Source organism: Bacillus sp. PS196 (assembly GCF_037963555.1).
Classification (GTDB): domain Bacteria; phylum Bacillota; class Bacilli; order Bacillales; family Bacillaceae; genus Bacillus; species Bacillus subtilis.
In genome coordinates this window covers 2,520,078-2,541,037 of sequence record NZ_CP150159.1, presented here as the reverse complement: position 1 = coordinate 2,541,037, position 20,960 = coordinate 2,520,078, and the positions used below count along the sequence as shown (strand labels likewise).

Genomic DNA, 20,960 nt, shown 5'->3' with positions numbered 1-20,960 from the left:
GAGAAGTTATATGGATCCGTCAACACTTATGATTCTGGCAATTGTCGCAGTAGCGATCATTGTTTTGGCAGTATTTTTTACATTTGTGCCTGTAATGCTTTGGATTTCAGCTTTGGCAGCCGGAGTGAAAATCAGCATTTTCACTCTAGTTGGGATGAGGCTTCGCCGCGTCATTCCGAATCGGGTTGTTAACCCGCTGATTAAAGCGCATAAAGCGGGACTTAATGTTGGAACAAACCAGCTTGAAAGCCACTATCTGGCTGGAGGTAATGTTGACAGAGTCGTCAACGCGCTGATCGCCGCTCAGCGAGCTAACATTGAACTCACATTCGAGCGCTGTGCTGCCATTGATCTTGCAGGCCGGGACGTGTTGGAAGCTGTTCAAATGAGCGTTAATCCTAAGGTGATTGAAACACCGTTCATTGCCGGTGTCGCCATGGACGGAATTGAAGTGAAAGCGAAAGCGAGAATCACAGTAAGAGCGAATATCGAGCGCCTCGTCGGGGGAGCAGGGGAAGAAACCATTGTAGCTCGTGTAGGTGAGGGGATCGTTTCTACAATCGGTTCATCTGATAATCATAAAAAAGTGCTTGAAAACCCTGACATGATTTCTCAGACAGTCCTTGGAAAAGGATTGGACTCAGGAACTGCGTTTGAAATTCTCTCAATTGATATTGCAGATGTAGATATCGGCAAAAACATCGGTGCAATTTTACAAACCGATCAGGCCGAGGCTGATAAAAACATCGCGCAGGCAAAAGCGGAAGAACGACGTGCGATGGCTGTCGCTCAAGAACAGGAAATGCGTGCCCGCGTAGAAGAGATGCGCGCGAAAGTGGTAGAAGCCGAGGCGGAAGTGCCGCTTGCGATGGCAGAAGCTTTGCGTGAAGGGAATATTGGCGTCATGGATTACATGAATATCAAGAACATCGATGCTGACACAGAAATGCGTGATTCATTCGGCAAGCTGACGAAAGACCCTTCGGATGAAGACCGCAAATCATAATCTCTCTAAGAAGGGAGAACGCTGATGGAAGATTTACTGACCAATCCGCTTATTATTGCAGCGATCATCGGAATCATTTCTGCAATTTTCGGCAAAAAGAGCAAAGAAGAAAAGCAAAACAGCCAAAAAAGAAAAAAACCTCAACACGTGCAATCTGCTTCTCCTCAAAAGAAGCAGTCAAAAGAAGATGCCCCTGCACCTATCCCTAACCGTATGGAACAGGCAAGACGGGAAGCGGAAGAAAGACGCAGGGAAACAGCAAGAAACCTGAAAGGGCTGGGACGAGATCTTGCTGCTGCCAAACAAAAAACAGTATATACAAAACAAAAAATGCTTCAGGTGAATAAGGACACCGTCGTACAGGGGATCGTTCTAGGAGAGGTGTTCGGGCCTCCACGGGCGAAAAAACCTCACCGTACGATGCGCTCAGCCCGTAAAAATTAAAGTGTTAGAACCTCCTTTCAAATCATACATATGAGATGAAAGGGGGTTCTTTTTGTATGGGGCAAAGAAAGAATCGTATGAAAGCTTGGCTGACAAGAGCATTGGAAATTCCCCCGGACGTTATGATGGATCTGCCGAGGATTACAATGGTTGGCAGACTTCATATCTACATAGAAAACCACAGAGGCCTTTTGCTTTTCAGTGAGAATGAAGTGCGGCTGATGCTGAAGCAGGGCCAGTGCATCATATCTGGTAAAAATTTTGTCATCAAGGCGATTCTTCCGGAAGAGATAATTTTGGAGGGTACGATTGATGTCGTTCGATATGTTGAGTCATAAAGCCGAGGGGGAAATGTTGTGAAAAATAAATGGCTGTCTTTTTTTTCGGGTAAGGTCCAGCTTGAATTGACGGGAAGAGGGATTGAGCGGCTCCTTAATGAATGCACAAGACAGGGGATTCCGGTCTTTCATGTCAAAAAAAAGAAAGAAGCCGTATCGTTATATATACAGCTTCAGGATGTACATGCCTTTCGGCGGGTGAGAAGTAAATTTAAATGTAAAGCCCGATTTATCAATCGGAAGGGTTTTCCCTTCCTGTTGCTGAAATCAAAGCTGAATATAGGGTTTACGATCGGTTTTGCGATTTTTTTCATCCTTTTGTTTTTGCTGTCCAATATGGTGTGGAAAATTGATGTGACAGGCGCTAAGCCTGAAACAGAACATCAAATGAGGCAGCATCTTAATGAAATCGACGTCAAAAAGGGCCGTCTGCAGTTTTTAATGATGTCGCCCGAAAAAATACAGAAATCATTAACCAATGGAATAGACAATATCACTTGGGTCGGAGTTGATCTGAAGGGGACGACCATTCACATGAAAGTTGTGGAGAAAAATGAGCCCGAAAAAGAAAAGTATGTTAGCCCGCGCAATATTGTCGCCAAAAAGAAAGCAACCATTACGAGAATGTTTGTGCAAAAAGGACAGCCCATGGCCGCCATACACGATCATGTTGAAAAGGGGCAGCTGCTTGTTTCGGGACTGATCGGCAGCGAAGACCATCAGCAGGAAGTTGCCTCAAAAGCAGAAATTTACGGAGAAACCTGGTATAGATCAGAAGTGACAGTCCCGCTTGAAACATTATTTAACGTCTATACGGGCAAAGTAAGGACAAAGCACAAGCTTTCTTTTGGTTCTTTGGCAATCCCGATCTGGGGGATGACGTTTAAAAAAGAGGAATTGAAGCATCCAAAAACAGAACAAGAAAAACATTCGCTTCATTTTCTCGGATTTAAGCTCCCTGTATCCTATGTCAAAGAGCAAACGAGAGAAAGTGAAGAGGCTTTGCGAAAATATACAAAAGAAGAAGCAGTTCAAGAAGGCATTAAATTGGGTAAACAGGATGTAGAGGATAAAATAGGCGAAAACGGCGAGGTGAAAAGTGAAAAAGTTTTGCACCAGACTGTTGAGAATGGTAAAGTAAAGTTGATTATTCTCTACCAAGTTATAGAAGATATCGTTCAAACCACACCTATTGTCAGGGAGACTGAAGAATGACAGAACATTTACTTGCGATGAATCAAAAACTGAAAAACCCGGACGAGGCGCTTTCACTCTTCGGGAACCAAGATTCTTTTTTGAAATTGATGGAGAAAGATCTGAATGTAAATATCATTACGCGCGGCGAGACGATTTATGTGTCAGGCGATGATGAATCGTTTCAGATTGCAGACAGGCTGCTGGGATCGCTCCTCGCTTTAATTCGCAAGGGGATAGAGATCTCTGAACGTGATGTGATTTACGCCATCAAAATGGCAAAGAAGAATGAACTTGAATACTTTGAAAGCATGTATGAAGAAGAAATTACAAAAAACGCAAAAGGCAAATCAATCCGTGTAAAAACAATGGGACAGCGGGAATACGTGGCCGCTATGAAGCGGAATGACCTTGTATTCGGCATTGGTCCGGCGGGAACCGGGAAAACGTACCTGGCTGTCGTAAAAGCAGTCCATGCTTTAAAAAACGGACATATCAAAAAAATCATTTTAACAAGACCTGCCGTGGAAGCCGGTGAAAGCCTTGGTTTTCTCCCAGGTGACCTAAAAGAAAAAGTAGATCCTTATTTGCGCCCGCTGTATGACGCTCTCCATGATGTGCTTGGGGCAGATCATACAGAACGTCTGATGGAAAGAGGCATCATTGAAATTGCTCCGCTCGCATATATGAGGGGGCGGACGCTCGATGATGCTTATGTTATACTTGATGAAGCACAGAATACCACGCCTGCTCAAATGAAAATGTTTTTGACGAGACTGGGTTTTGGCTCTAAAATGATCATTACAGGTGACGTCAGCCAAATTGATCTGCCGAAAGGCGTCAAATCGGGACTTGCAGTAGCGAAGGAGATGCTGAAAGGAATAGACGGCGTTTCTATGATTGAGCTAGACCAGACAGACGTGGTCAGACATCCGCTTGTTGCGAAAATTATTGAAGCATACGATAAGCAAAATTAATGCTGAATGACCCGATCGCGCGTTATCGGGTCATTTTTATGATTGCTTATGGGCTTGATGTTTCAAGAGGAGGTTCTTGTGTTGAAAAAGAAGGCTAAGACCAAAAGCAGCTCGAAAAAATGGAGCAGTTTTAAAAATGCCCGCTCCATGCATGTACTGCTGTATCTTCTGCTGGCTGCCATTATGTTTGCTTTGCTTTTTGTACATGTTAAGCCGGAAACACTTGATTTAGACCTGTTTTCAGTCAGCGACAAGACCATTTACGCTCCGGCAACCGTAGAAGATCAAAAAGCCACAGAGGAAAAAAAGCAAGCCGCTGAGGACGCGGTTGAAGATCAATATACATTAAAAAAAGAATATACAGACAATCGGATTGACCTTGTGTCATCAATATTCGACAGTATTAGTGAAGTGAAAAAATCATCGGAAGAAGGCAGTAAATCACCATCGGAAAAATCAATGGTCAAATCTGTAAAGGACAAATTGACATCAGATGTGAATGATTCTATATCGGAGGATTCCATCAAGACATTGCTGAAAGCAGACAGTGAAGACTTTTCTTTTGTCAGAGATACGGTCATTACCGCAGTAAATACGGTCATGAGCAGTGAAATCCCCTCGGATAAACTATCTGATGCAAAGGATAAGGTAGAAAAAGAGCTAAAAAGCAATTCTATTCCTTCTAAATACTTGGGAGCTGCGACAGAAATCGGGCGTTTTGCTATTATTCCGAATTACGTCTTCGATCCGAAAGCAACAGAGGCAAAACGGCAGGAAGCCTCAGATAATGTCCAGCAGGTTCAAATCAAACAGGGGCAAGTGCTCGTGGAAGAAAATGACCTCATTGATCGGGAAGTGTACAGAAAACTTGAGCTGACCGGGTTATTAAATAACTCAAATCTCTTTAAACCGATCAGCGGGCTATTGATTATGATCGGACTTTTCATTGCAACACTTGTATATTATTTTGAAAAACAGAAACAAAATCTGAAGTTTAAAAACCAATCCATTCTGTTATTCTCCATAATCACAACACTTTTGCTTGTGATCATGGAGGTTGTCAGTTTGTTTCAGAAGATGGAGTATAATAATATCGGCTATCTGGTCCCCATTGCGGCCGGCGCCATCTTAATCAAACTGCTGATGAATGAACGCATTGCCATTTTGGGAAGTATCATTCTTGCGATTTGCGGAAGTATGATGTTTAATCAGGGTGTGACAGGAACATTCAATTATGTCATAGGGATTTATTATTTGATCAGCGGCATTTCAGGTGTATTATTTTTAGGAAAACACAATGCAAGATCAAAGATTTTGCAGACCGGACTTTTCGTGGCGTTTATTAATATGGTTGTCGTTCTATCCTTATTATTGATCCAGAACACTGCGCTGTCGGGTCTTGAAATCGGCACGTTAATGCTCATGGGGGTTGTGTCGGGGTTTGCTTCATCTGTATTGATCATCGGCCTGATGCCGTTTTTTGAGACGGGCTTTGGCATTTTATCCACCATGAGGCTGCTCGAGCTGTCTAATCCTAACCATCCGCTATTGCGCAAAATACTGACAGAAACACCAGGTACATATCATCACAGTGTAATGGTTGCCAATTTATCAGAGGCAGCCTGTGAAGCGGTTGGGGCTAATGGTTTGCTTGCAAGAGTCGGCGCATATTATCACGATCTCGGAAAAACAAAGCGCCCGCAATATTTTATTGAAAACCAAATGAATATTGACAATCCGCATGACAAGCTGTCACCTCAGTTGAGTAAAAATATTATTATCTCGCATACGACAGACGGTGCGAATATGCTGAGAAGCTATAAATTTCCGAAAGAGCTTGTCGATATTGCTGAGCAGCATCATGGAACCTCGCTTTTAAAGTTTTTTTACTATAAAGCGAAGGAAAAAGGCGACCAGATTACAGAGGAAGAGTTCCGTTATCCGGGGCCGAAGCCGCAGTCAAAGGAAGCCGCAATTATATCAGTGGCCGACAGTGTTGAAGCGGCCGTCAGATCCATGCATAATCCAAATCCTGAACGAATTGAAAAGCTTGTCCGGGGTATTATATCCGATAAGCTTCAGGACGGACAGTTCAGTGAATGCGATTTGACATTTAAAGAGCTGGATACAATCGCAAAAACGCTCTGTGCAACATTAAAAGGAATTTTCCACTCCCGGATTGAATATCCGGAGGCTACTAAGAAGGTGAAATAGATGAGTTTACTGATTGATATCGTTGATGAAACGGGAAGCGTCTCAGAAGAGATGCTCAAAGAAGTAGAAAATCTGCTTCAATTTGCCGCTGAGCGTGAAGGCGTTCAGGATCAGGCTGAAGTTTCTGTCACGATTGTTTCCAATGATGACATACATCAGATTAACAAAGAATACCGGGGAAAGGATGCTCCGACAGATGTCATCTCATTTGCTCTTGAAGAAGAGGGGGAAGGCGAGATCGAAATCGTGGGCGCCGAAATGCCTCCGGTTTTAGGTGATATTATCATCAGTGCCGATCGCACAAGAGAGCAGGCAGAGGAGTATAATCATTCTTTTAAAAGAGAGCTCGGATTTCTAGCTGTACACGGATTTCTGCACCTTTTAGGATATGACCATATGACGAAAGAGGAAGAAGAGGAGATGTTTACTAAGCAAAAGGAATTGCTGGACGCTTATGGACTCAAAAGATCATAGAAATGAGCTGAAGCGATTCTTCAAAAGCTTCGTGCATGCAGGCCGGGGCATCTGGGAAACAGCGCGGACGGAGCGGAATTTCCAATTTCATGCCGCAGCCGCCTGTGCTGTTCTCATTTGCGGCTTCCTTGTAGAGCTCAGCATGATTGAGTGGATGATTATATTCCTTTTGATAGGCGGTATGTTTTCGCTTGAGCTTTTAAATACAGCCATTGAACATACGGTTGATTTAATAACTGACAAACATCACCCTCTTGCTAAAGCGGCCAAGGACGCTGCCGCCGGGGCTGTTTGCGTTTTTGCCGTGATTTCGTGTATCATTGGTTTACTTATTTTTTTGCCAAAGCTGTAATGGCTGAAAATTCTTACATTTATTTTACATTTTTAGAAATGGGCGTGAAAAAAAGCGCGCGATTATGTAAAATATAAAGTGATAGCGGTACCATTATAGGTAAGAGAGGAATGTACACATGAACAGACAAGAATTAATAACAGAAGCTTTAAAAGCGCGTGATATGGCATATGCGCCGTATTCCAAATTCCAAGTAGGAGCCGCTCTTCTTACCAAGGATGGAAAAGTGTACAGAGGCTGCAACATTGAGAACGCGGCATACAGCATGTGCAATTGCGCCGAGCGTACCGCTTTATTTAAAGCTGTTTCTGAAGGGGATACAGAGTTTCAGATGCTGGCCGTTGCGGCTGACACCCCTGGACCGGTATCTCCGTGCGGAGCCTGCCGCCAGGTGATTTCTGAGCTTTGCACAAAAGACGTTATTGTCGTACTGACTAATTTACAAGGACAAATAAAAGAAATGACTGTGGAAGAATTATTGCCAGGCGCATTTTCATCGGAGGATTTACATGACGAACGAAAGCTTTAAATCAGGATTTGTATCCATTATTGGAAGACCAAACGTAGGAAAATCTACATTTTTGAACAGAGTCATTGGACAAAAAATCGCGATCATGAGCGATAAGCCCCAAACGACGAGAAACAAGGTGCAAGGAGTACTGACGACAGGCACATCACAAACCATTTTTATTGACACACCAGGGATTCATAAACCTAAGCATAAGCTTGGGGACTTTATGATGAAAGTGGCGCAAAATACATTAAAAGAAGTCGATTTGATCTTGTTTATGATCAATGCTGAGGAAGGCTACGGGAAGGGCGACGAATTCATCATTGAGAAATTGCAGACGATGTCTACGCCTGTATTCTTAATCGTAAACAAAATCGATAAAATTCATCCCGACCAATTGCTTCTGCTAATTGACGAATACCGCAAACGTTATCCTTTTAAGGAAATTGTTCCGATTTCTGCTTTAGAAGGAAATAACATCGAAACCTTGCTCGCTCAGATTGAAGCGTATTTGCCGGAAGGGCCGCAATTCTATCCGAGTGACCAGGTAACTGACCACCCTGAGCGATTTATCATTTCTGAATTAATCAGAGAAAAGGTGCTGCATTTGACGAGAGAAGAAATCCCGCACAGCATTGCGGTGGCCATCGAATCCATCAAAGGGCAGGACAACGGTTCTGTGCACGTAGCGGCAACGATTGTGGTCGAGCGGGATTCCCAGAAAGGCATCGTGATCGGTAAAAAAGGAAGCCTTCTAAAAGAGGTTGGAAAAAGAGCGAGAGCGGATATTGAAGCACTGTTGGGCTCCCGTGTTTACCTTGAATTGTGGGTGAAAGTGCAGAAAGACTGGCGTAATAAAATGTCCCAGCTTCGCGATTTTGGCTTTAAAGAGGACGAATATTAATCTCTAGCTGTGTGTGTCATTATCTCACAGGAACAGGGATACATTAGCAAATTTTGTTTAACATGAAATGGAGGACATCTGGTCAAGATAAAGGTAAGAATTTGGAGTTTAGGTAAGCTAGTTTAACTACAGAAAGGTGGGTTTCTTGTGTTGAATTTTACCTGGAACGTATTTTCTCAAACAGGAAATGTTGATACGTATCTTCTTTTTAAAGAACTGGAAAAAGAGAACATGGAAAGACCCGAAGAACTAGAAGATGAGCTAGCCCGATTTGATTATCCAATTTTATAAACCTCTTGGCCGCTCCTGCTTGAGGAAGGTGCGGAAATGCTGACAAAATGTGAAGGAATCGTTCTTCGCACAAATGATTACGGAGAGACGAATAAAATCGTAACTTTACTGACAAGAGAACACGGAAAAATAGGTGTTATGGCACGAGGCGCCAAAAAACCGAACAGCCGTTTATCAGCAGTCAGCCAGCCCTTTTTGTATGGTTCTTTCTTAATGCAAAAAACATCGGGCCTCGGAACGCTTCAGCAGGGGGAAATGATCCTCAGCATGAGAGGCATCAGGGAAGACTTGTTTTTAACAGCATATGCTGCCTATATTGCTGAGTTAGTCGACAGAGGCACAGAAGAAAAAAAGCCAAATCCTTATTTATTTGAATTCATATTAGAGTCATTAAAACAGCTGAATGAAGGAACAGATCCGGATGTTATCACCTTCATTGTTCAAATGAAGATGCTCGGTGTCATGGGCCTGTATCCTGAGCTAAATCATTGTGTACATTGTAAAAGCCAAGACGGAACCTTTCATTTCTCTGTTCGTGATAATGGTTTTATATGCCACCGCTGTTTTGAAAAAGATCCTTACAGGATACCGATCAAACCGCAAACGGCAAGGCTGTTAAGACTCTTTTACTATTTTGATCTGTCGAGGCTCGGCAATGTGTCCTTAAAAGAGGAAACAAAAGCTGAATTAAAGCAAGTGATTGATTTATATTACGAAGAATATTCGGGATTGTATTTAAAATCAAAGCGCTTTTTAGATCAAATGGAAAGCATGAAACATCTTATGGGTGAAAACAAAAGTTGACTTTTGGTCCATCTTTTTATATGATCATTTATTATAAAATATGTTGCAGTGAGAGAAAGAAGTACTTGCGTTTACCTCATGAAAGCGACCTTAGGGCGGTGTAAGCTAAGGATGAGCACGCAACGAAAGGCATTCTTGAGCAATTTTAAAAAAAGAGGCTGGGATTTTGTTCTCAGCAACTAGGGTGGAACCGCGGGAGAACTCTCGTCCCTATGTTTGCGGCTGGCAAGCATAGAGACGGGAGTTTTTTGGTTGCTGCCGCAGTCAACTTATGAAAGAAAAGTGGAGGTGCTTGAAATGAATATTCAAGACATGATTCTAACCTTGCAAAAGCATTGGTCCAGTCAGGGCTGTGTGCTTATGCAGGCTTACGATGTAGAAAAAGGAGCCGGCACGATGAGCCCGTATACATTTTTGCGCAGTATCGGCCCTGAGCCGTGGAAAGTGGCTTATGTAGAGCCTTCCAGACGTCCGGCAGACGGCCGCTACGGGGAGAACCCGAACAGACTGTATCAGCATCATCAGTTCCAGGTCATTATTAAACCGTCACCTGATAACATTCAAGAGCTGTATTTGGATTCCTTGCGTGCTCTTGGAATTGATCCGCTTGAGCACGATATTCGCTTTGTTGAAGACAACTGGGAGAATCCGTCTTTAGGCTGTGCGGGTCTAGGCTGGGAAGTTTGGCTTGACGGAATGGAAATAACTCAATTTACGTATTTCCAGCAGGTCGGGGGATTAGAGTGTAAACCCGTTTCTGTAGAGATTACGTATGGAATTGAGCGTCTCGCGTCTTATATCCAGGATAAAGAAAACGTGTTTGACTTGGAATGGACGTCAGGGTTTACAGTAAAAGATTTATTCATGATGGCTGAATATGAGCATTCTGTTTATACGTTTGAAACATCAGACGTCGATATGCTGTTCCAATTGTTCAGCACATATGAAAAAGAAGCGATCAAGCAAATGGACAACGGACTTGTTCATCCAGCATATGACTATGTGCTGAAATGCTCGCACACTTTCAACCTGCTTGATGCCAAAGGTGCGATCTCTGTTACCGAGCGGACGGGCTATATCGCAAGAGTGCGGAATTTAGCTAGAAAAGTAGCAAAAACCTACTATGAGGAACGAGAAAAACTAGGGTTCCCAATGCTTAAAGGGGAGGGTTCTTCTCATGAGTAAACAGGATTTACTTTTAGAGATCGGATTAGAGGAAATGCCGGCGCGCTTTTTGAATGAAAGCATGGTTCAGCTTGGCGACAAGCTGACAGGCTGGCTTAAAGAAAAAAATATTACTCACGGTGAAGTGAAACTCTTCAATACACCGAGACGTCTTGCTGTGTTCGTTAAGGATGTCGCAGAAAAGCAGGATGATATAAAAGAAGAAGCAAAAGGGCCTGCGAAAAAAATTGCCCTTGATGCGGACGGGAACTGGACAAAAGCGGCAATCGGCTTTTCAAAAGGCCAAGGCGCGAATGTGGAAGACCTGTACATCAAAGAAGTAAAAGGCATAGAGTATGTATTCGTGCAAAAATTCCAAGCCGGCCAAGAAACGAAGTCGCTTCTGCCGGAATTGAGCGGTTTAATTACAAGCTTGCATTTCCCGAAAAACATGCGCTGGGGAAATGAAGATTTGCGTTATATCCGACCGATCAAATGGATTGTCGCATTATTTGGACAGGATGTCATTCCATTTTCGATCACAAACGTTGAGTCTGGACGGACAACACAGGGACATCGTTTCCTCGGACATGAAGTGTCAATTGAATCACCTTCAGCTTATGAAGAGCAGCTCAAAGGACAGCATGTTATTGCTGATCCTAGCGTCCGAAAGCAAATGATTCAATCTCAGCTGGAAGCAATGGCTGCTGAAAACAATTGGAGCATTCCAGTTGACGAAGACCTTCTTGATGAAGTGAATCATTTAGTAGAATACCCGACAGCTCTTTACGGTTCATTTGAATCCGAGTTTCTGTCAATTCCTGAAGAAGTGCTTGTCACAACAATGAAAGAGCATCAGCGCTACTTCCCTGTCAAAGACAAAAACGGTGACCTGCTGCCTCACTTTATCACAGTCCGAAACGGCAACAGCCACGCGATTGAAAATGTGGCCCGAGGCAATGAAAAAGTGCTGCGCGCACGTTTATCTGATGCTTCATTCTTCTACAAAGAAGATCAGAAACTAAACATTGATGCAAATGTGAAGAAGCTTGAAAATATCGTTTTCCATGAAGAGCTTGGTTCTCTTGCTGATAAGGTTAGGAGAGTCACATCAATCGCAGAGAAACTTGCCGTTCGTCTTCAGGCTGATGAAGATACATTAAAACATGTGAAGCGGGCTGCTGAAATTTCTAAATTCGACCTTGTGACGCATATGATATATGAATTCCCTGAACTTCAAGGAATTATGGGCGAAAAGTATGCGAGAATGCTTGGCGAAGATGAAGCTGTGGCTGCGGCAGTTAATGAACATTATATGCCTAGATCAGCGGGCGGAGAAACGCCTTCTACTTTCACCGGAGCTGTTGTAGCAATGGCGGATAAGCTTGACACAATCGCTTCATTCTTCTCTATCGGCGTAATTCCGACCGGTTCCCAGGACCCTTACGGACTGCGCCGCCAAGCAAGCGGTATTGTTGCGATTCTTCTTGACCGCAACTGGGGAATTTCATTTGAAGAGCTGCTTACTTTCGTTCAAACCGATAAAGAAAATGAACTGCTGGATTTCTTCACTCAGCGCTTGAAATATGTCTTGAATGCTGAACAAATCAGACATGATGTCATTGACGCCGTGCTGGAAAGCTCTGAGCTTGAGCCGTACTCTGCGCTGCATAAAGCACAAGTACTGGAGCAAAAGCTTGGTGCACCTGGCTTTAAGGAAACAGCCGAAGCGTTAGGCCGAGTGATCTCTATCAGCAAAAAAGGAGTCCGCGGAGACATTCAGCCTGATCTGTTTGAAAATGAATACGAAGCAAAACTGTTTGATGCCTACCAAACAGCGAAGCAAAATCTGCAGGAAAACTTCAGCAAAAAAGATTATGAGGCGGCGCTTGCTTCACTTGCAGCCTTAAAAGAACCGATCGATGCTTACTTCGATCATACAATGGTTATAGCGGATAATGAGTCATTAAAGGCAAATCGTTTAGCGCAAATGGTAAGCTTGGCGGATGAGATCAAGTCCTTTGCGAATATGAATGCCCTTATTGTAAAATAAAGAGAGAAAAGGCGGTTGCTGTGTGATCGGTAATCGTCTTTTCCCCATTTATAAGTTTTTTGTTTGATTACAAGATATTTACGTTATAATATGGATTATTATTTCTTTACATAGCTATGAAGTGAAAAGGTGGTGAGTACGATCGAACTAAATAAACGGCAAGAACATATTTTGCAGATTGTAAAAGAAAACGGGCCGATTACAGGGGAGCATATTGCAGAAAAGCTGAACCTAACCAGGGCGACATTGCGCCCGGATTTAGCCATACTCACCATGTCAGGATTCCTCGAGGCGCGCCCGAGAGTCGGTTATTTCTATACGGGAAAAACCGGCACACAGCTTTTGGCGGATAAACTCAAAAAGCTTCAGGTGAAAGACTTTCAATCTATCCCCGTAGTGATTCACGAAAACGTTTCTGTGTACGATGCGATTTGCACCATGTTTTTAGAAGATGTAGGTACTCTGTTTGTGGTGGACCGCGATGCTGTTTTAGTCGGGGTGCTTTCACGAAAAGACTTGCTCAGAGCGAGCATTGGCCAGCAGGAGCTTACATCGGTCCCTGTTCACATCATCATGACAAGGATGCCGAACATTACGGTGTGCAGACGCGAGGATTATGTGATGGACATTGCAAAGCACTTAATAGAAAAACAAATTGATGCACTGCCTGTCATCAAAGACACCGATAAAGGCTTTGAAGTGATCGGCAGAGTGACAAAAACAAATATGACCAAAATACTTGTCAGTTTATCTGAAAATGAAATCCTATAAGATTGCAAACTAACGGGGGGATAATATGAATAACCGCATCATCTATGTTGTATCGGATTCCGTCGGTGAAACGGCTGAATTGGTAGTAAAAGCAGCACTCAGCCAATTTAACGGATCGGCGGATGATACTCATGTAAGAAGAATTCCTTATGTTGAAGATATAGGCACTATCAATGAAGTGATTTCACTTGCAAAGGCAGACGGCGGCATTATCTGTTTTACACTCGTGGTGCCGGAAATCAGAGAATATTTGATAGCCGAAGCGGAAAAAGCAAATGTTTTATATTATGATATTATCGGCCCGTTGATTGATAAAATGGAAACAGCCTATGGTTTAACAGCGAAATACGAACCGGGGCGGGTGCGCCAGCTTGATGAAGATTATTTCAAAAAAGTGGAGGCCATCGAGTTTGCAGTTAAATACGATGATGGACGTGATCCAAGAGGGATTTTAAAAGCTGATATCGTTTTGATCGGCGTGTCAAGAACGTCTAAAACACCGCTGTCTCAATATCTCGCACACAAACGCCTGAAGGTTGCCAATGTTCCGATTGTACCGGAGGTTGATCCGCCGGAAGAACTCTTTAACGTTGATCCGAAAAAATGCATCGGTTTAAAGATTAGCCCTGATAAACTGAATCATATCAGAAAAGAACGTTTAAAATCACTCGGGCTTAATGATAAAGCGATTTATGCAAATATCAACAGAATCAAAGAGGAACTCGAGTATTTCGAAAAGATTGTGGATCGGATCGGCTGCCAGGTTGTTGATGTTTCAAATAAAGCGGTTGAGGAAACAGCAAATATTATCCATCATCTCAAAACAAAAAACATATAACTCAGGACGCTCTATCCTGGGTTTTTGGCTGTGCCAAAAGGGAATAATGAAAAACAATAGCATCTTTGTGAAGTTTGTATTATAATAAAAAATTGTGATAAAATGATTAATTTTAGGTTTAAGGATCGTGTGATACGAATAAACTATTATGGGTAAGATGTCAAGAATTTCTCCCGGAAATTTTTCGACAAATTCATATACATCCACAATAATAAAGGATGTGCGATTTTGCTTGCTTTTATGCAGGAGTTTAATGGAGGGATGGAGAATTACTCTTCTTAATGAACAAGAAAAGACGATTTTTGTCGATGCTGATGCTTGTCCGGTAAAAGATGAAATTTTACAAACAGCATCCGAGTATGAAGTTCAAGTTCTTTTTGTCGCTTCATTTGAACATTATCAGCTTTCCAGAAGCAATGAAGAAAAATGGAAGTATGTTGATCCTCATAAAGAAGCTGCTGATTTATATATCGCAAATCACGTGAAACCGGGAGATATTGTTGTGACGCAGGACATCGGATTAGCATCTCTGCTGTTGAACAGAAATGTCTCTGTTATGTCGGAAAGAGGTCGTCTTTACAAGGAAGACACGATTGATTTTGCCCTAGAGGGCCGTCATTTTTCCGGCAAACAAAGAAGAAAAGGCGTATATGCCAAAGGGCCTAAAAAATTGAATAAAGAAGATCGAGAACGATTTATTACACTGCTGCAAAAAATCCTGTCGAACGATGAAGGGATTTTGCACTAAAGCATCGAATAATGTACGACGGAGTGTTATAAGATGGGAAATCGGATACCAGATGAAATTGTGGATCAGGTGCAAAAGTCGGCAGATATCGTTGAAGTCATAGGTGATTATGTTCAATTAAAGAAGCAAGGCCGAAACTACTTTGGACTCTGTCCTTTTCATGGAGAAAGCACACCTTCGTTTTCCGTATCGCCCGACAAACAGATTTTTCATTGCTTTGGCTGCGGAGCGGGCGGCAATGTTTTCTCTTTTTTAAGGCAGATGGAAGGCTATTCTTTTGCCGAGTCGGTTTCTCACCTTGCTGACAAATACCAAATTGATTTTCCAGATGATATAACAGTCCATTCCGGAGCCCGGCCAGAGTCTTCTGGAGAACAAAAAATGGCTGAGGCACATGAGCTCCTGAAGAAATTTTACCATCATTTGTTAATAAATACAAAAGAAGGTCAAGAGGCACTGGATTATCTGCTTTCTAGGGGCTTTACGAAAGAGCTGATTAATGAATTTCAGATTGGCTATGCTCTTGATTCTTGGGACTTTATCACGAAATTCCTTGTAAAGAGGGGATTTAGTGAGGCGCAAATGGAAAAAGCGGGTCTCCTGATCAGACGCGAAGACGGAAGCGGATATTTCGACCGCTTCAGAAACCGTGTCATGTTTCCGATCCATGATCATCACGGGGCTGTTGTTGCTTTCTCAGGCAGGGCTCTTGGCAGCCAGCAGCCTAAGTATATGAACAGTCCTGAAACCCCGCTCTTTCATAAAAGCAAACTGCTTTACAATTTTTATAAGGCCCGCCTTCATATCAGAAAGCAGGAAAGAGCAGTCTTATTTGAAGGGTTTGCTGATGTCATATCGGCCGTAAGCTCGGGTGTAAAGGAAAGCATAGCCACGATGGGAACGTCTCTTACAGATGATCATGTCAAGATCCTGAGAAGAAACGTCGAAGAAATCATTCTTTGCTATGACTCTGATAAAGCCGGTTATGAAGCCACCTTAAAAGCTTCGGAGCTTCTGCAAAAAAAAGGCTGCAAAGTCAGAGTTGCAATGATTCCTGACGGATTGGACCCTGATGATTACATCAAAAAATTCGGCGGGGAAAAATTTAAAAACGACATTATTGATGCCAGTGTCACCGTAATGGCGTTCAAAATGCAATATTTCCGAAAAGGAAAGAACCTGTCCGATGAAGGCGACCGACTAGCTTACATTAAAGACGTACTGAAAGAAATCAGCACGCTTTCAGGGTCTCTAGAGCAGGAAGTCTATGTAAAGCAGCTTGCTTCAGAGTTTTCGCTTTCACAGGAGTCTTTAACTGAGCAGCTGTCTGTTTTCAGCAAGCAAAACAAACCTGCTGACAATAGCGGTGAAACAAAAACGCGGCGAGCGCATCTGACGACAAAAGCAAGGCAAAAACGTTTGCGTCCGGCGTATGAAAATGCAGAAAGGCTGTTACTCGCTCACATGCTTCGAGATCGGAGCGTCATCAAAAAAGTGATTGACCGGGTAGGGTTTCAATTTAATATTGATGAGCACCGGGCATTAGCCGCCTATCTTTATGCTTTTTATGAAGAGGGAGCCGAGCTTACGCCTCAGCATCTGATGGCCAGGGTGACGGATGATCATATAAGCCAGCTCTTGTCCGATATATTAATGCTTCAGGTTAATCAAGAGCTTAGCGAAGCCGAGTTATCAGATTATGTAAAAAAAGTGTTGAATCAAAGAAATTGGTCAATGATAAAAGAAAAAGAGGCGGAAAGAGCCGAAGCAGAGAGGCAAAAAGATTTTTTAAGAGCTGCTTCTTTGGCTCAAGAAATCGTTACATTGAACCGATCTTTAAAATAACTGGAGAACTGATGAGGAGCATTTATTGGCAATGATTCCTTGCGGAGGAGCAAATAGATCGCTTAACCTCATCATGAATTGTCATTTCATTATTCGCACATTGTTAAAGGCAGTTCACATAGAAAACGCCTGAATGGACCGAATAAGAATCATACCGCTTATAGAATTCGTTGCAAGCTTTGGAAGGAGGGATCCATAATGGCTGATAAACAAACCCACGAGACAGAATTAACATTCGACCAAGTAAAAGAGCAATTAACAGAGTCTGGTAAAAAACGTGGCGTTTTGACATATGAAGAAATTGCTGAGCGTATGTCCAGCTTTGAAATTGAATCAGACCAAATGGATGAGTATTATGAATTTTTAGGTGAACAAGGTGTTGAATTAATTAGTGAGAATGAAGAAACAGAAGATCCTAATATTCAGCAGCTTGCCAAAGCCGAAGAAGAATTTGACCTTAATGACCTAAGTGTACCGCCTGGCGTTAAAATCAATGACCCAGTTCGTATGTATTTAAAGGAAATCGGTCGGGTTAACCTTCTTTCTGCAAAAGAAGAAATCGCCTACGCTCAAAAGATTGAAGAAGGTGACGAAGAATCTAAACGCAGATTGGCTGAAGCGAACCTGCGGCTTGTTGTCAGTATCGCAAAACGGTATGTCGGACGCGGTATGCTGTTCCTTGATCTGATCCAGGAAGGAAACATGGGTCTGATGAAAGCCGTTGAAAAATTTGATTATCGCAAAGGTTATAAATTCAGTACGTATGCTACGTGGTGGATCAGACAGGCGATTACACGCGCCATTGCCGATCAGGCGAGAACGATCCGGATTCCCGTTCATATGGTTGAAACCATTAATAAATTAATCCGTGTGCAGCGTCAATTACTGCAAGACTTAGGCAGAGAACCAACACCTGAAGAAATTGCGGAAGATATGGATTTAACGCCTGAAAAAGTACGCGAAATCTTAAAGATTGCTCAAGAGCCGGTATCTCTGGAAACACCGATCGGTGAAGAGGATGACTCGCACCTTGGTGATTTCATTGAAGACCAAGAAGCAACTTCACCTTCTGACCACGCCGCATACGAGCTATTGAAAGAGCAGCTGGAAGATGTGCTTGATACGTTAACTGATCGTGAAGAAAATGTATTGCGTCTTCGATTCGGTCTTGATGACGGCCGTACAAGAACATTAGAAGAGGTCGGCAAAGTATTTGGAGTAACGAGAGAGCGTATTCGACAAATCGAAGCCAAAGCGTTGCGGAAACTAAGACATCCTAGCAGAAGTAAACGTTTGAAAGATTTCCTTGAATAAGATGGAACGGGTCTTGAAGATCCGTTCTTCTTTTTTTTAAAAAGATATATGGATAATATGCCTTTATTTTACTGAAAAATGATGTCATTTGCAAATGAACATTGTGGTGAAAAATTTCAAAATCTAATTCCATATTTTCTATTGTAAGCGTATACAATACATTATACAATAGAATAAAAAGGATATTAGAGATTTAGGCATGTTTCAATTCAATTTTGTATAAAGTGTGAATAAAAAACTTTTGTATAGCAATCCATTTACTTTTTGTAAAAATAAGTTAGAATTAGAAGTGTTTACATAGGGGGAAGGATCAAAAAGGGGGAAGGGAAATGAAATGGAACCCGCTTATTCCATTTTTGCTGATCGCTGTTTTAGGAATTGGTCTAACTTTCTTTTTATCAGTAAAAGGACTTGATGACTCTCGGGAGATTGCAAGCGGAGGAGAAAGCAAATCTGCTGAAAAGAAAGATGCAAACGCTTCACCAGAAGAAATTTACAAGGCAAACTGCATCGCATGCCACGGTGAAAATTATGAAGGTGTTTCGGGTCCGAGCTTAAAAGGTGTAGGGGATAAGAAAGATGTCGCTGAAATTAAAACAAAGATCGAAAAAGGCGGTAATGGAATGCCTTCCGGTCTTGTTCCTGCCGATAAGCTGGATGATATGGCAGAGTGGGTGTCAAAAATTAAATAAAAGAACTATTTTTCTCTTTATACATTCACAGGCCGCCGAGATGTTCTCGACAGCCTTTTATTTTTGACTGCCGCGTGCAGACCCGCATCAAAAGAAATAATTTCAAAATCATTTGCTTCAGCTTGGATTCCGGGCTGATTTTTTATATGATAGTAAAGGAAAAAATGATTGAGAAAAGTTGTGATGACAAGTGAACGAATTAAAATTATCTAAACGATTGCAAACAGTAGCGGAGTACATACCGAATGGAGCGGTGATGGCCGATATCGGCTCTGACCACGCATACCTTCCTTGTTATGCGGTGCTGAATCATAAAGCCAGCGGGGCGATTGCCGGAGAAATAACAGACGGCCCGTTTTTGTCTGCAAAGCGGCAGGTTGAAAAATCAGGCTTAAACTCGCACATTTCTGTAAGGCAGGGAGACGGACTGGAAGTGATTAAAAAAGGTGAAGCTGATGCCATTACGATTGCCGGAATGGGCGGGGCTTTGATCGCTCACATTTTAGAAGCGGGCAAAGACAAATTAACGGGGAAGGAACGGCTCATTTTACAGCCGAATATTCATGCTGTTCATATCAGGGAGTGGCTTTATAAAGAAGGATATGCGCTGATAGATGAGGTAATCCTTGAAGAGGACGGAAAGTGCTATGAGGTGCTGGTAGCAGAAGAGGGAGACAGGGATGCGGCTTATGACGGTATTTCTTTATCAGCCGGGATGCTCGTCGGTCCTTTCTTGGCAAAAGAAAAAAATGCTGTCTTTTTGAAAAAGTGGACACAAGAGCTTCAGCACACTCAAAGCATTTATGAACAGATCAGCCAAGCGGCGGATACAGAGCAAAACAAACAAAAATTAAAGGAGCTCTCCGATCGAATGGAGCTGTTAAAGGAGGTAATCGATCATGGCTAAAAGTGTAAATGGGCAGCAGATCATCCAGCTGTTTGAACAATTTTCCCCGAAAGCCTATGCGGTTGAAGGAGATAAAATCGGCCTGCAAATCGGCACCTTAAACAAACCAATTAAAAATGTGATGGTTACACTTGATGTGTTAGAGAGCGTTATCGATGAAGCGATTGAAAAAGAGGTTGACTTGATTATTGCACACCATCCTCCTATTTTCCGGCCGCTAAAGCATATTTCAACAGATCAGCCTGCCGGAAGGTTAATTGAAAAGTGTTTGAAGCATGATATTGCTGTTTATGCAGCTCATACAAATTTAGACGTTGCGGACGGCGGCGTGAATGATTTGCTTGCTGAAGCATTAGAGCTGAGTGAGACGGAAGTGCTGGCACCTACTTATACGGATCCTCTGAAAAAGCTGGCAGTTTACGTGCCGAAGGAATATGAAGAGCAGGTCAGAGCCGCGCTCGGAAATGCGGGGGCCGGCCATATCGGTGAATACAGCCATTGCGCGTTTTCATCTGAAGGAATCGGCAGCTTTAAGCCATTAGAGGGAGCTAAGCCTTTTATCGGTGAAGTGGGAGAGCTTGAGCTTGTTCATGAAGTAAGGCTTGAGACTGTATTTCCTAAAAGCGTCGAAAAGGCTGTTATCAATGCAATGATAAAAAGCCATCCATATGAAGAAGTCGCTTACGATATCTATCCTGTCGAACAGACTCCCGCCGAAAAAGGGCTCGGCCGTGTCGGAACCCTTAAAAATGAGATGACGCTCAAGGAATTCGCTTTATTTGTGAAAGACAAGCTTGACGTCAATGGTGTCAGAATGGTTGGGGATGCTGACAGCATGGTGAAAAAAGTAGCTGTTCTTGGCGGAGATGGAAACAAGTATATTCATCATGCAAAACGAAAGGGAGCCGATGTTTACGTCACAGGAGATTTATACTTCCATGTGGCCCATGATGCGATGATGCTTGGCCTAAATGTGGTTGATCCGGGCCATTACGCGGAAAAAATCATGAAAGAAGGCGTCACGAGAAAACTTACATCAATGTGTAATGATAAAAAGTTTGGCGTGAATATCTTTGTTTCTGAAACAGATACAAATCCATTTACATTTCTATAAAAAAA

Annotated in this window: 22 protein-coding genes; all 22 read left to right on the top strand. The window is 42.6% G+C overall.

Features of this window, described 5'->3' with window-relative positions:
- Positions 1-10: 10 nt before the first annotated feature.
- The 22 genes from floA to NST79_RS13100 all read left to right on the top strand — a co-directional run bounded on the left by floA (position 11) and on the right by NST79_RS13100 (position 20,955).
- A complete protein-coding gene (floA, locus tag NST79_RS13205; RefSeq protein ID WP_003230026.1) occupies positions 11-1,006 on the top strand; it encodes a flotillin-like protein FloA in 996 nt (331 codons plus the stop codon).
- Between the two features lie 24 nt (positions 1,007-1,030).
- A complete protein-coding gene (locus NST79_RS13200; RefSeq protein WP_212060342.1) occupies positions 1,031-1,450 on the top strand; it encodes a hypothetical protein in 420 nt (139 codons plus the stop codon).
- A gap of 56 nt (positions 1,451-1,506) precedes the next feature.
- Positions 1,507-1,788 carry a sporulation protein YqfC gene (gene yqfC / locus NST79_RS13195; protein WP_212060344.1) on the top strand — a complete coding sequence of 94 codons (282 nt, stop codon included), beginning with the start codon at positions 1,507-1,509 and terminating at the stop codon, positions 1,786-1,788.
- 18 nt (positions 1,789-1,806) lie between these two features.
- Positions 1,807-3,003 carry a sporulation protein YqfD gene (yqfD, locus tag NST79_RS13190; RefSeq protein WP_212060346.1) on the top strand — a complete coding sequence of 399 codons (1,197 nt, stop codon included), beginning with the start codon at positions 1,807-1,809 and terminating at the stop codon, positions 3,001-3,003.
- Positions 3,000-3,959: a PhoH family protein gene (locus NST79_RS13185; RefSeq protein ID WP_212060348.1), complete on the top strand. Its 960-nt coding sequence runs from the start codon at positions 3,000-3,002 to the stop codon at positions 3,957-3,959. The genes yqfD and NST79_RS13185 overlap by 4 nt, the downstream gene beginning before the upstream one ends.
- A 78-nt stretch (positions 3,960-4,037) precedes the next feature.
- The gene (gene pgpH / locus NST79_RS13180; RefSeq protein WP_010886570.1) at positions 4,038-6,173 is read left to right on the top strand and encodes a cyclic-di-AMP phosphodiesterase PgpH; all 2,136 of its coding nucleotides are present in this window, start codon (positions 4,038-4,040) and stop codon (positions 6,171-6,173) included.
- Positions 6,174-6,647 carry an rRNA maturation RNase YbeY gene (gene ybeY / locus NST79_RS13175; protein WP_003230039.1) on the top strand — a complete coding sequence of 158 codons (474 nt, stop codon included), beginning with the start codon at positions 6,174-6,176 and terminating at the stop codon, positions 6,645-6,647.
- The gene (locus NST79_RS13170) at positions 6,628-6,999 is read left to right on the top strand and encodes a diacylglycerol kinase family protein (protein WP_015384119.1); all 372 of its coding nucleotides are present in this window, start codon (positions 6,628-6,630) and stop codon (positions 6,997-6,999) included. The genes ybeY and NST79_RS13170 overlap by 20 nt, the downstream gene beginning before the upstream one ends.
- Positions 7,000-7,117: 118 nt before the next feature.
- The gene (locus tag NST79_RS13165; protein ID WP_003230049.1) at positions 7,118-7,528 is read left to right on the top strand and encodes a cytidine deaminase; all 411 of its coding nucleotides are present in this window, start codon (positions 7,118-7,120) and stop codon (positions 7,526-7,528) included.
- Positions 7,509-8,414 carry a GTPase Era gene (gene era / locus NST79_RS13160; protein WP_003230051.1) on the top strand — a complete coding sequence of 302 codons (906 nt, stop codon included), beginning with the start codon at positions 7,509-7,511 and terminating at the stop codon, positions 8,412-8,414. Before NST79_RS13165 ends, era begins: the two co-directional genes overlap by 20 nt.
- A 147-nt stretch (positions 8,415-8,561) precedes the next feature.
- Positions 8,562-8,705, top strand: a complete 144-nt coding sequence (locus tag NST79_RS13155) for a YqzL family protein (RefSeq protein WP_003230053.1) — start codon at positions 8,562-8,564, stop codon at positions 8,703-8,705.
- Positions 8,706-8,741: 36 nt separating this feature from the next.
- Positions 8,742-9,509, top strand: coding sequence for a DNA repair protein RecO (gene recO, locus NST79_RS13150; protein WP_014477369.1), 768 nt, complete (start codon positions 8,742-8,744; stop codon positions 9,507-9,509).
- A 297-nt stretch (positions 9,510-9,806) separates the two neighbouring features.
- Positions 9,807-10,694: a glycine--tRNA ligase subunit alpha gene (gene glyQ, locus NST79_RS13145; RefSeq protein ID WP_003226213.1), complete on the top strand. Its 888-nt coding sequence runs from the start codon at positions 9,807-9,809 to the stop codon at positions 10,692-10,694.
- Positions 10,687-12,726, top strand: coding sequence for a glycine--tRNA ligase subunit beta (gene glyS / locus NST79_RS13140; protein ID WP_038829712.1), 2,040 nt, complete (start codon positions 10,687-10,689; stop codon positions 12,724-12,726). Before glyQ ends, glyS begins: the two co-directional genes overlap by 8 nt.
- Positions 12,727-12,858: 132 nt before the next feature.
- Positions 12,859-13,497: a transcriptional regulator CcpN gene (gene ccpN, locus NST79_RS13135; RefSeq protein WP_003237058.1), complete on the top strand. Its 639-nt coding sequence runs from the start codon at positions 12,859-12,861 to the stop codon at positions 13,495-13,497.
- A 25-nt stretch (positions 13,498-13,522) separates the two neighbouring features.
- Entirely contained in the window at positions 13,523-14,335 is an 813-nt protein-coding gene (locus NST79_RS13130) for a pyruvate, water dikinase regulatory protein (RefSeq protein WP_003230064.1), read from the top strand.
- A 253-nt stretch (positions 14,336-14,588) separates the two neighbouring features.
- A complete protein-coding gene (locus NST79_RS13125; protein ID WP_003230065.1) occupies positions 14,589-15,083 on the top strand; it encodes a YaiI/YqxD family protein in 495 nt (164 codons plus the stop codon).
- A 33-nt stretch (positions 15,084-15,116) separates the two neighbouring features.
- Complete coding sequence (gene dnaG, locus NST79_RS13120) at positions 15,117-16,928, top strand: DNA primase (RefSeq protein ID WP_015714277.1); 1,812 nt, start codon at positions 15,117-15,119, stop codon at positions 16,926-16,928.
- 198 nt (positions 16,929-17,126) lie between these two features.
- A complete protein-coding gene (rpoD, locus tag NST79_RS13115) occupies positions 17,127-18,242 on the top strand; it encodes an RNA polymerase sigma factor RpoD (RefSeq protein ID WP_003226225.1) in 1,116 nt (371 codons plus the stop codon).
- Between the two features lie 329 nt (positions 18,243-18,571).
- Positions 18,572-18,934, top strand: coding sequence for a cytochrome c550 (cccA, locus tag NST79_RS13110; RefSeq protein ID WP_003230068.1), 363 nt, complete (start codon positions 18,572-18,574; stop codon positions 18,932-18,934).
- Positions 18,935-19,190: 256 nt separating this feature from the next.
- Entirely contained in the window at positions 19,191-19,841 is a 651-nt protein-coding gene (gene trmK / locus NST79_RS13105) for a tRNA (adenine(22)-N(1))-methyltransferase TrmK (RefSeq protein ID WP_015251692.1), read from the top strand.
- A complete protein-coding gene (locus NST79_RS13100) occupies positions 19,834-20,955 on the top strand; it encodes a Nif3-like dinuclear metal center hexameric protein (RefSeq protein ID WP_015251693.1) in 1,122 nt (373 codons plus the stop codon). Before trmK ends, NST79_RS13100 begins: the two co-directional genes overlap by 8 nt.
- Positions 20,956-20,960 lie beyond the last annotated feature (5 nt).

Bases quoted from the DNA above. Each gene is read 5' to 3' on its own strand.
- floA (WP_003230026.1), top strand. From the start codon at position 11: ATGGATCCGTCAACACTTATGATTCTGGCAATTGTCGCAGTAGCGATC.
- NST79_RS13200 (WP_212060342.1), top strand. From the start codon at position 1,031: ATGGAAGATTTACTGACCAATCCGCTTATTATTGCAGCGATCATCGGA.
- yqfC (WP_212060344.1), top strand. From the start codon at position 1,507: ATGGGGCAAAGAAAGAATCGTATGAAAGCTTGGCTGACAAGAGCATTG.
- NST79_RS13185 (WP_212060348.1), top strand. From the start codon at position 3,000: ATGACAGAACATTTACTTGCGATGAATCAAAAACTGAAAAACCCGGAC.
- ybeY (WP_003230039.1), top strand. From the start codon at position 6,174: ATGAGTTTACTGATTGATATCGTTGATGAAACGGGAAGCGTCTCAGAA.
- NST79_RS13170 (WP_015384119.1), top strand. From the start codon at position 6,628: ATGGACTCAAAAGATCATAGAAATGAGCTGAAGCGATTCTTCAAAAGC.
- NST79_RS13165 (WP_003230049.1), top strand. From the start codon at position 7,118: ATGAACAGACAAGAATTAATAACAGAAGCTTTAAAAGCGCGTGATATG.
- era (WP_003230051.1), top strand. From the start codon at position 7,509: ATGACGAACGAAAGCTTTAAATCAGGATTTGTATCCATTATTGGAAGA.
- recO (WP_014477369.1), top strand. From the start codon at position 8,742: ATGCTGACAAAATGTGAAGGAATCGTTCTTCGCACAAATGATTACGGA.
- glyQ (WP_003226213.1), top strand. From the start codon at position 9,807: ATGAATATTCAAGACATGATTCTAACCTTGCAAAAGCATTGGTCCAGT.
- glyS (WP_038829712.1), top strand. From the start codon at position 10,687: ATGAGTAAACAGGATTTACTTTTAGAGATCGGATTAGAGGAAATGCCG.
- NST79_RS13130 (WP_003230064.1), top strand. From the start codon at position 13,523: ATGAATAACCGCATCATCTATGTTGTATCGGATTCCGTCGGTGAAACG.
- NST79_RS13125 (WP_003230065.1), top strand. From the start codon at position 14,589: ATGGAGGGATGGAGAATTACTCTTCTTAATGAACAAGAAAAGACGATT.
- dnaG (WP_015714277.1), top strand. From the start codon at position 15,117: ATGGGAAATCGGATACCAGATGAAATTGTGGATCAGGTGCAAAAGTCG.
- rpoD (WP_003226225.1), top strand. From the start codon at position 17,127: ATGGCTGATAAACAAACCCACGAGACAGAATTAACATTCGACCAAGTA.
- cccA (WP_003230068.1), top strand. From the start codon at position 18,572: ATGAAATGGAACCCGCTTATTCCATTTTTGCTGATCGCTGTTTTAGGA.
- trmK (WP_015251692.1), top strand. From the start codon at position 19,191: ATGGCCGATATCGGCTCTGACCACGCATACCTTCCTTGTTATGCGGTG.
- NST79_RS13100 (WP_015251693.1), top strand. From the start codon at position 19,834: ATGGCTAAAAGTGTAAATGGGCAGCAGATCATCCAGCTGTTTGAACAA.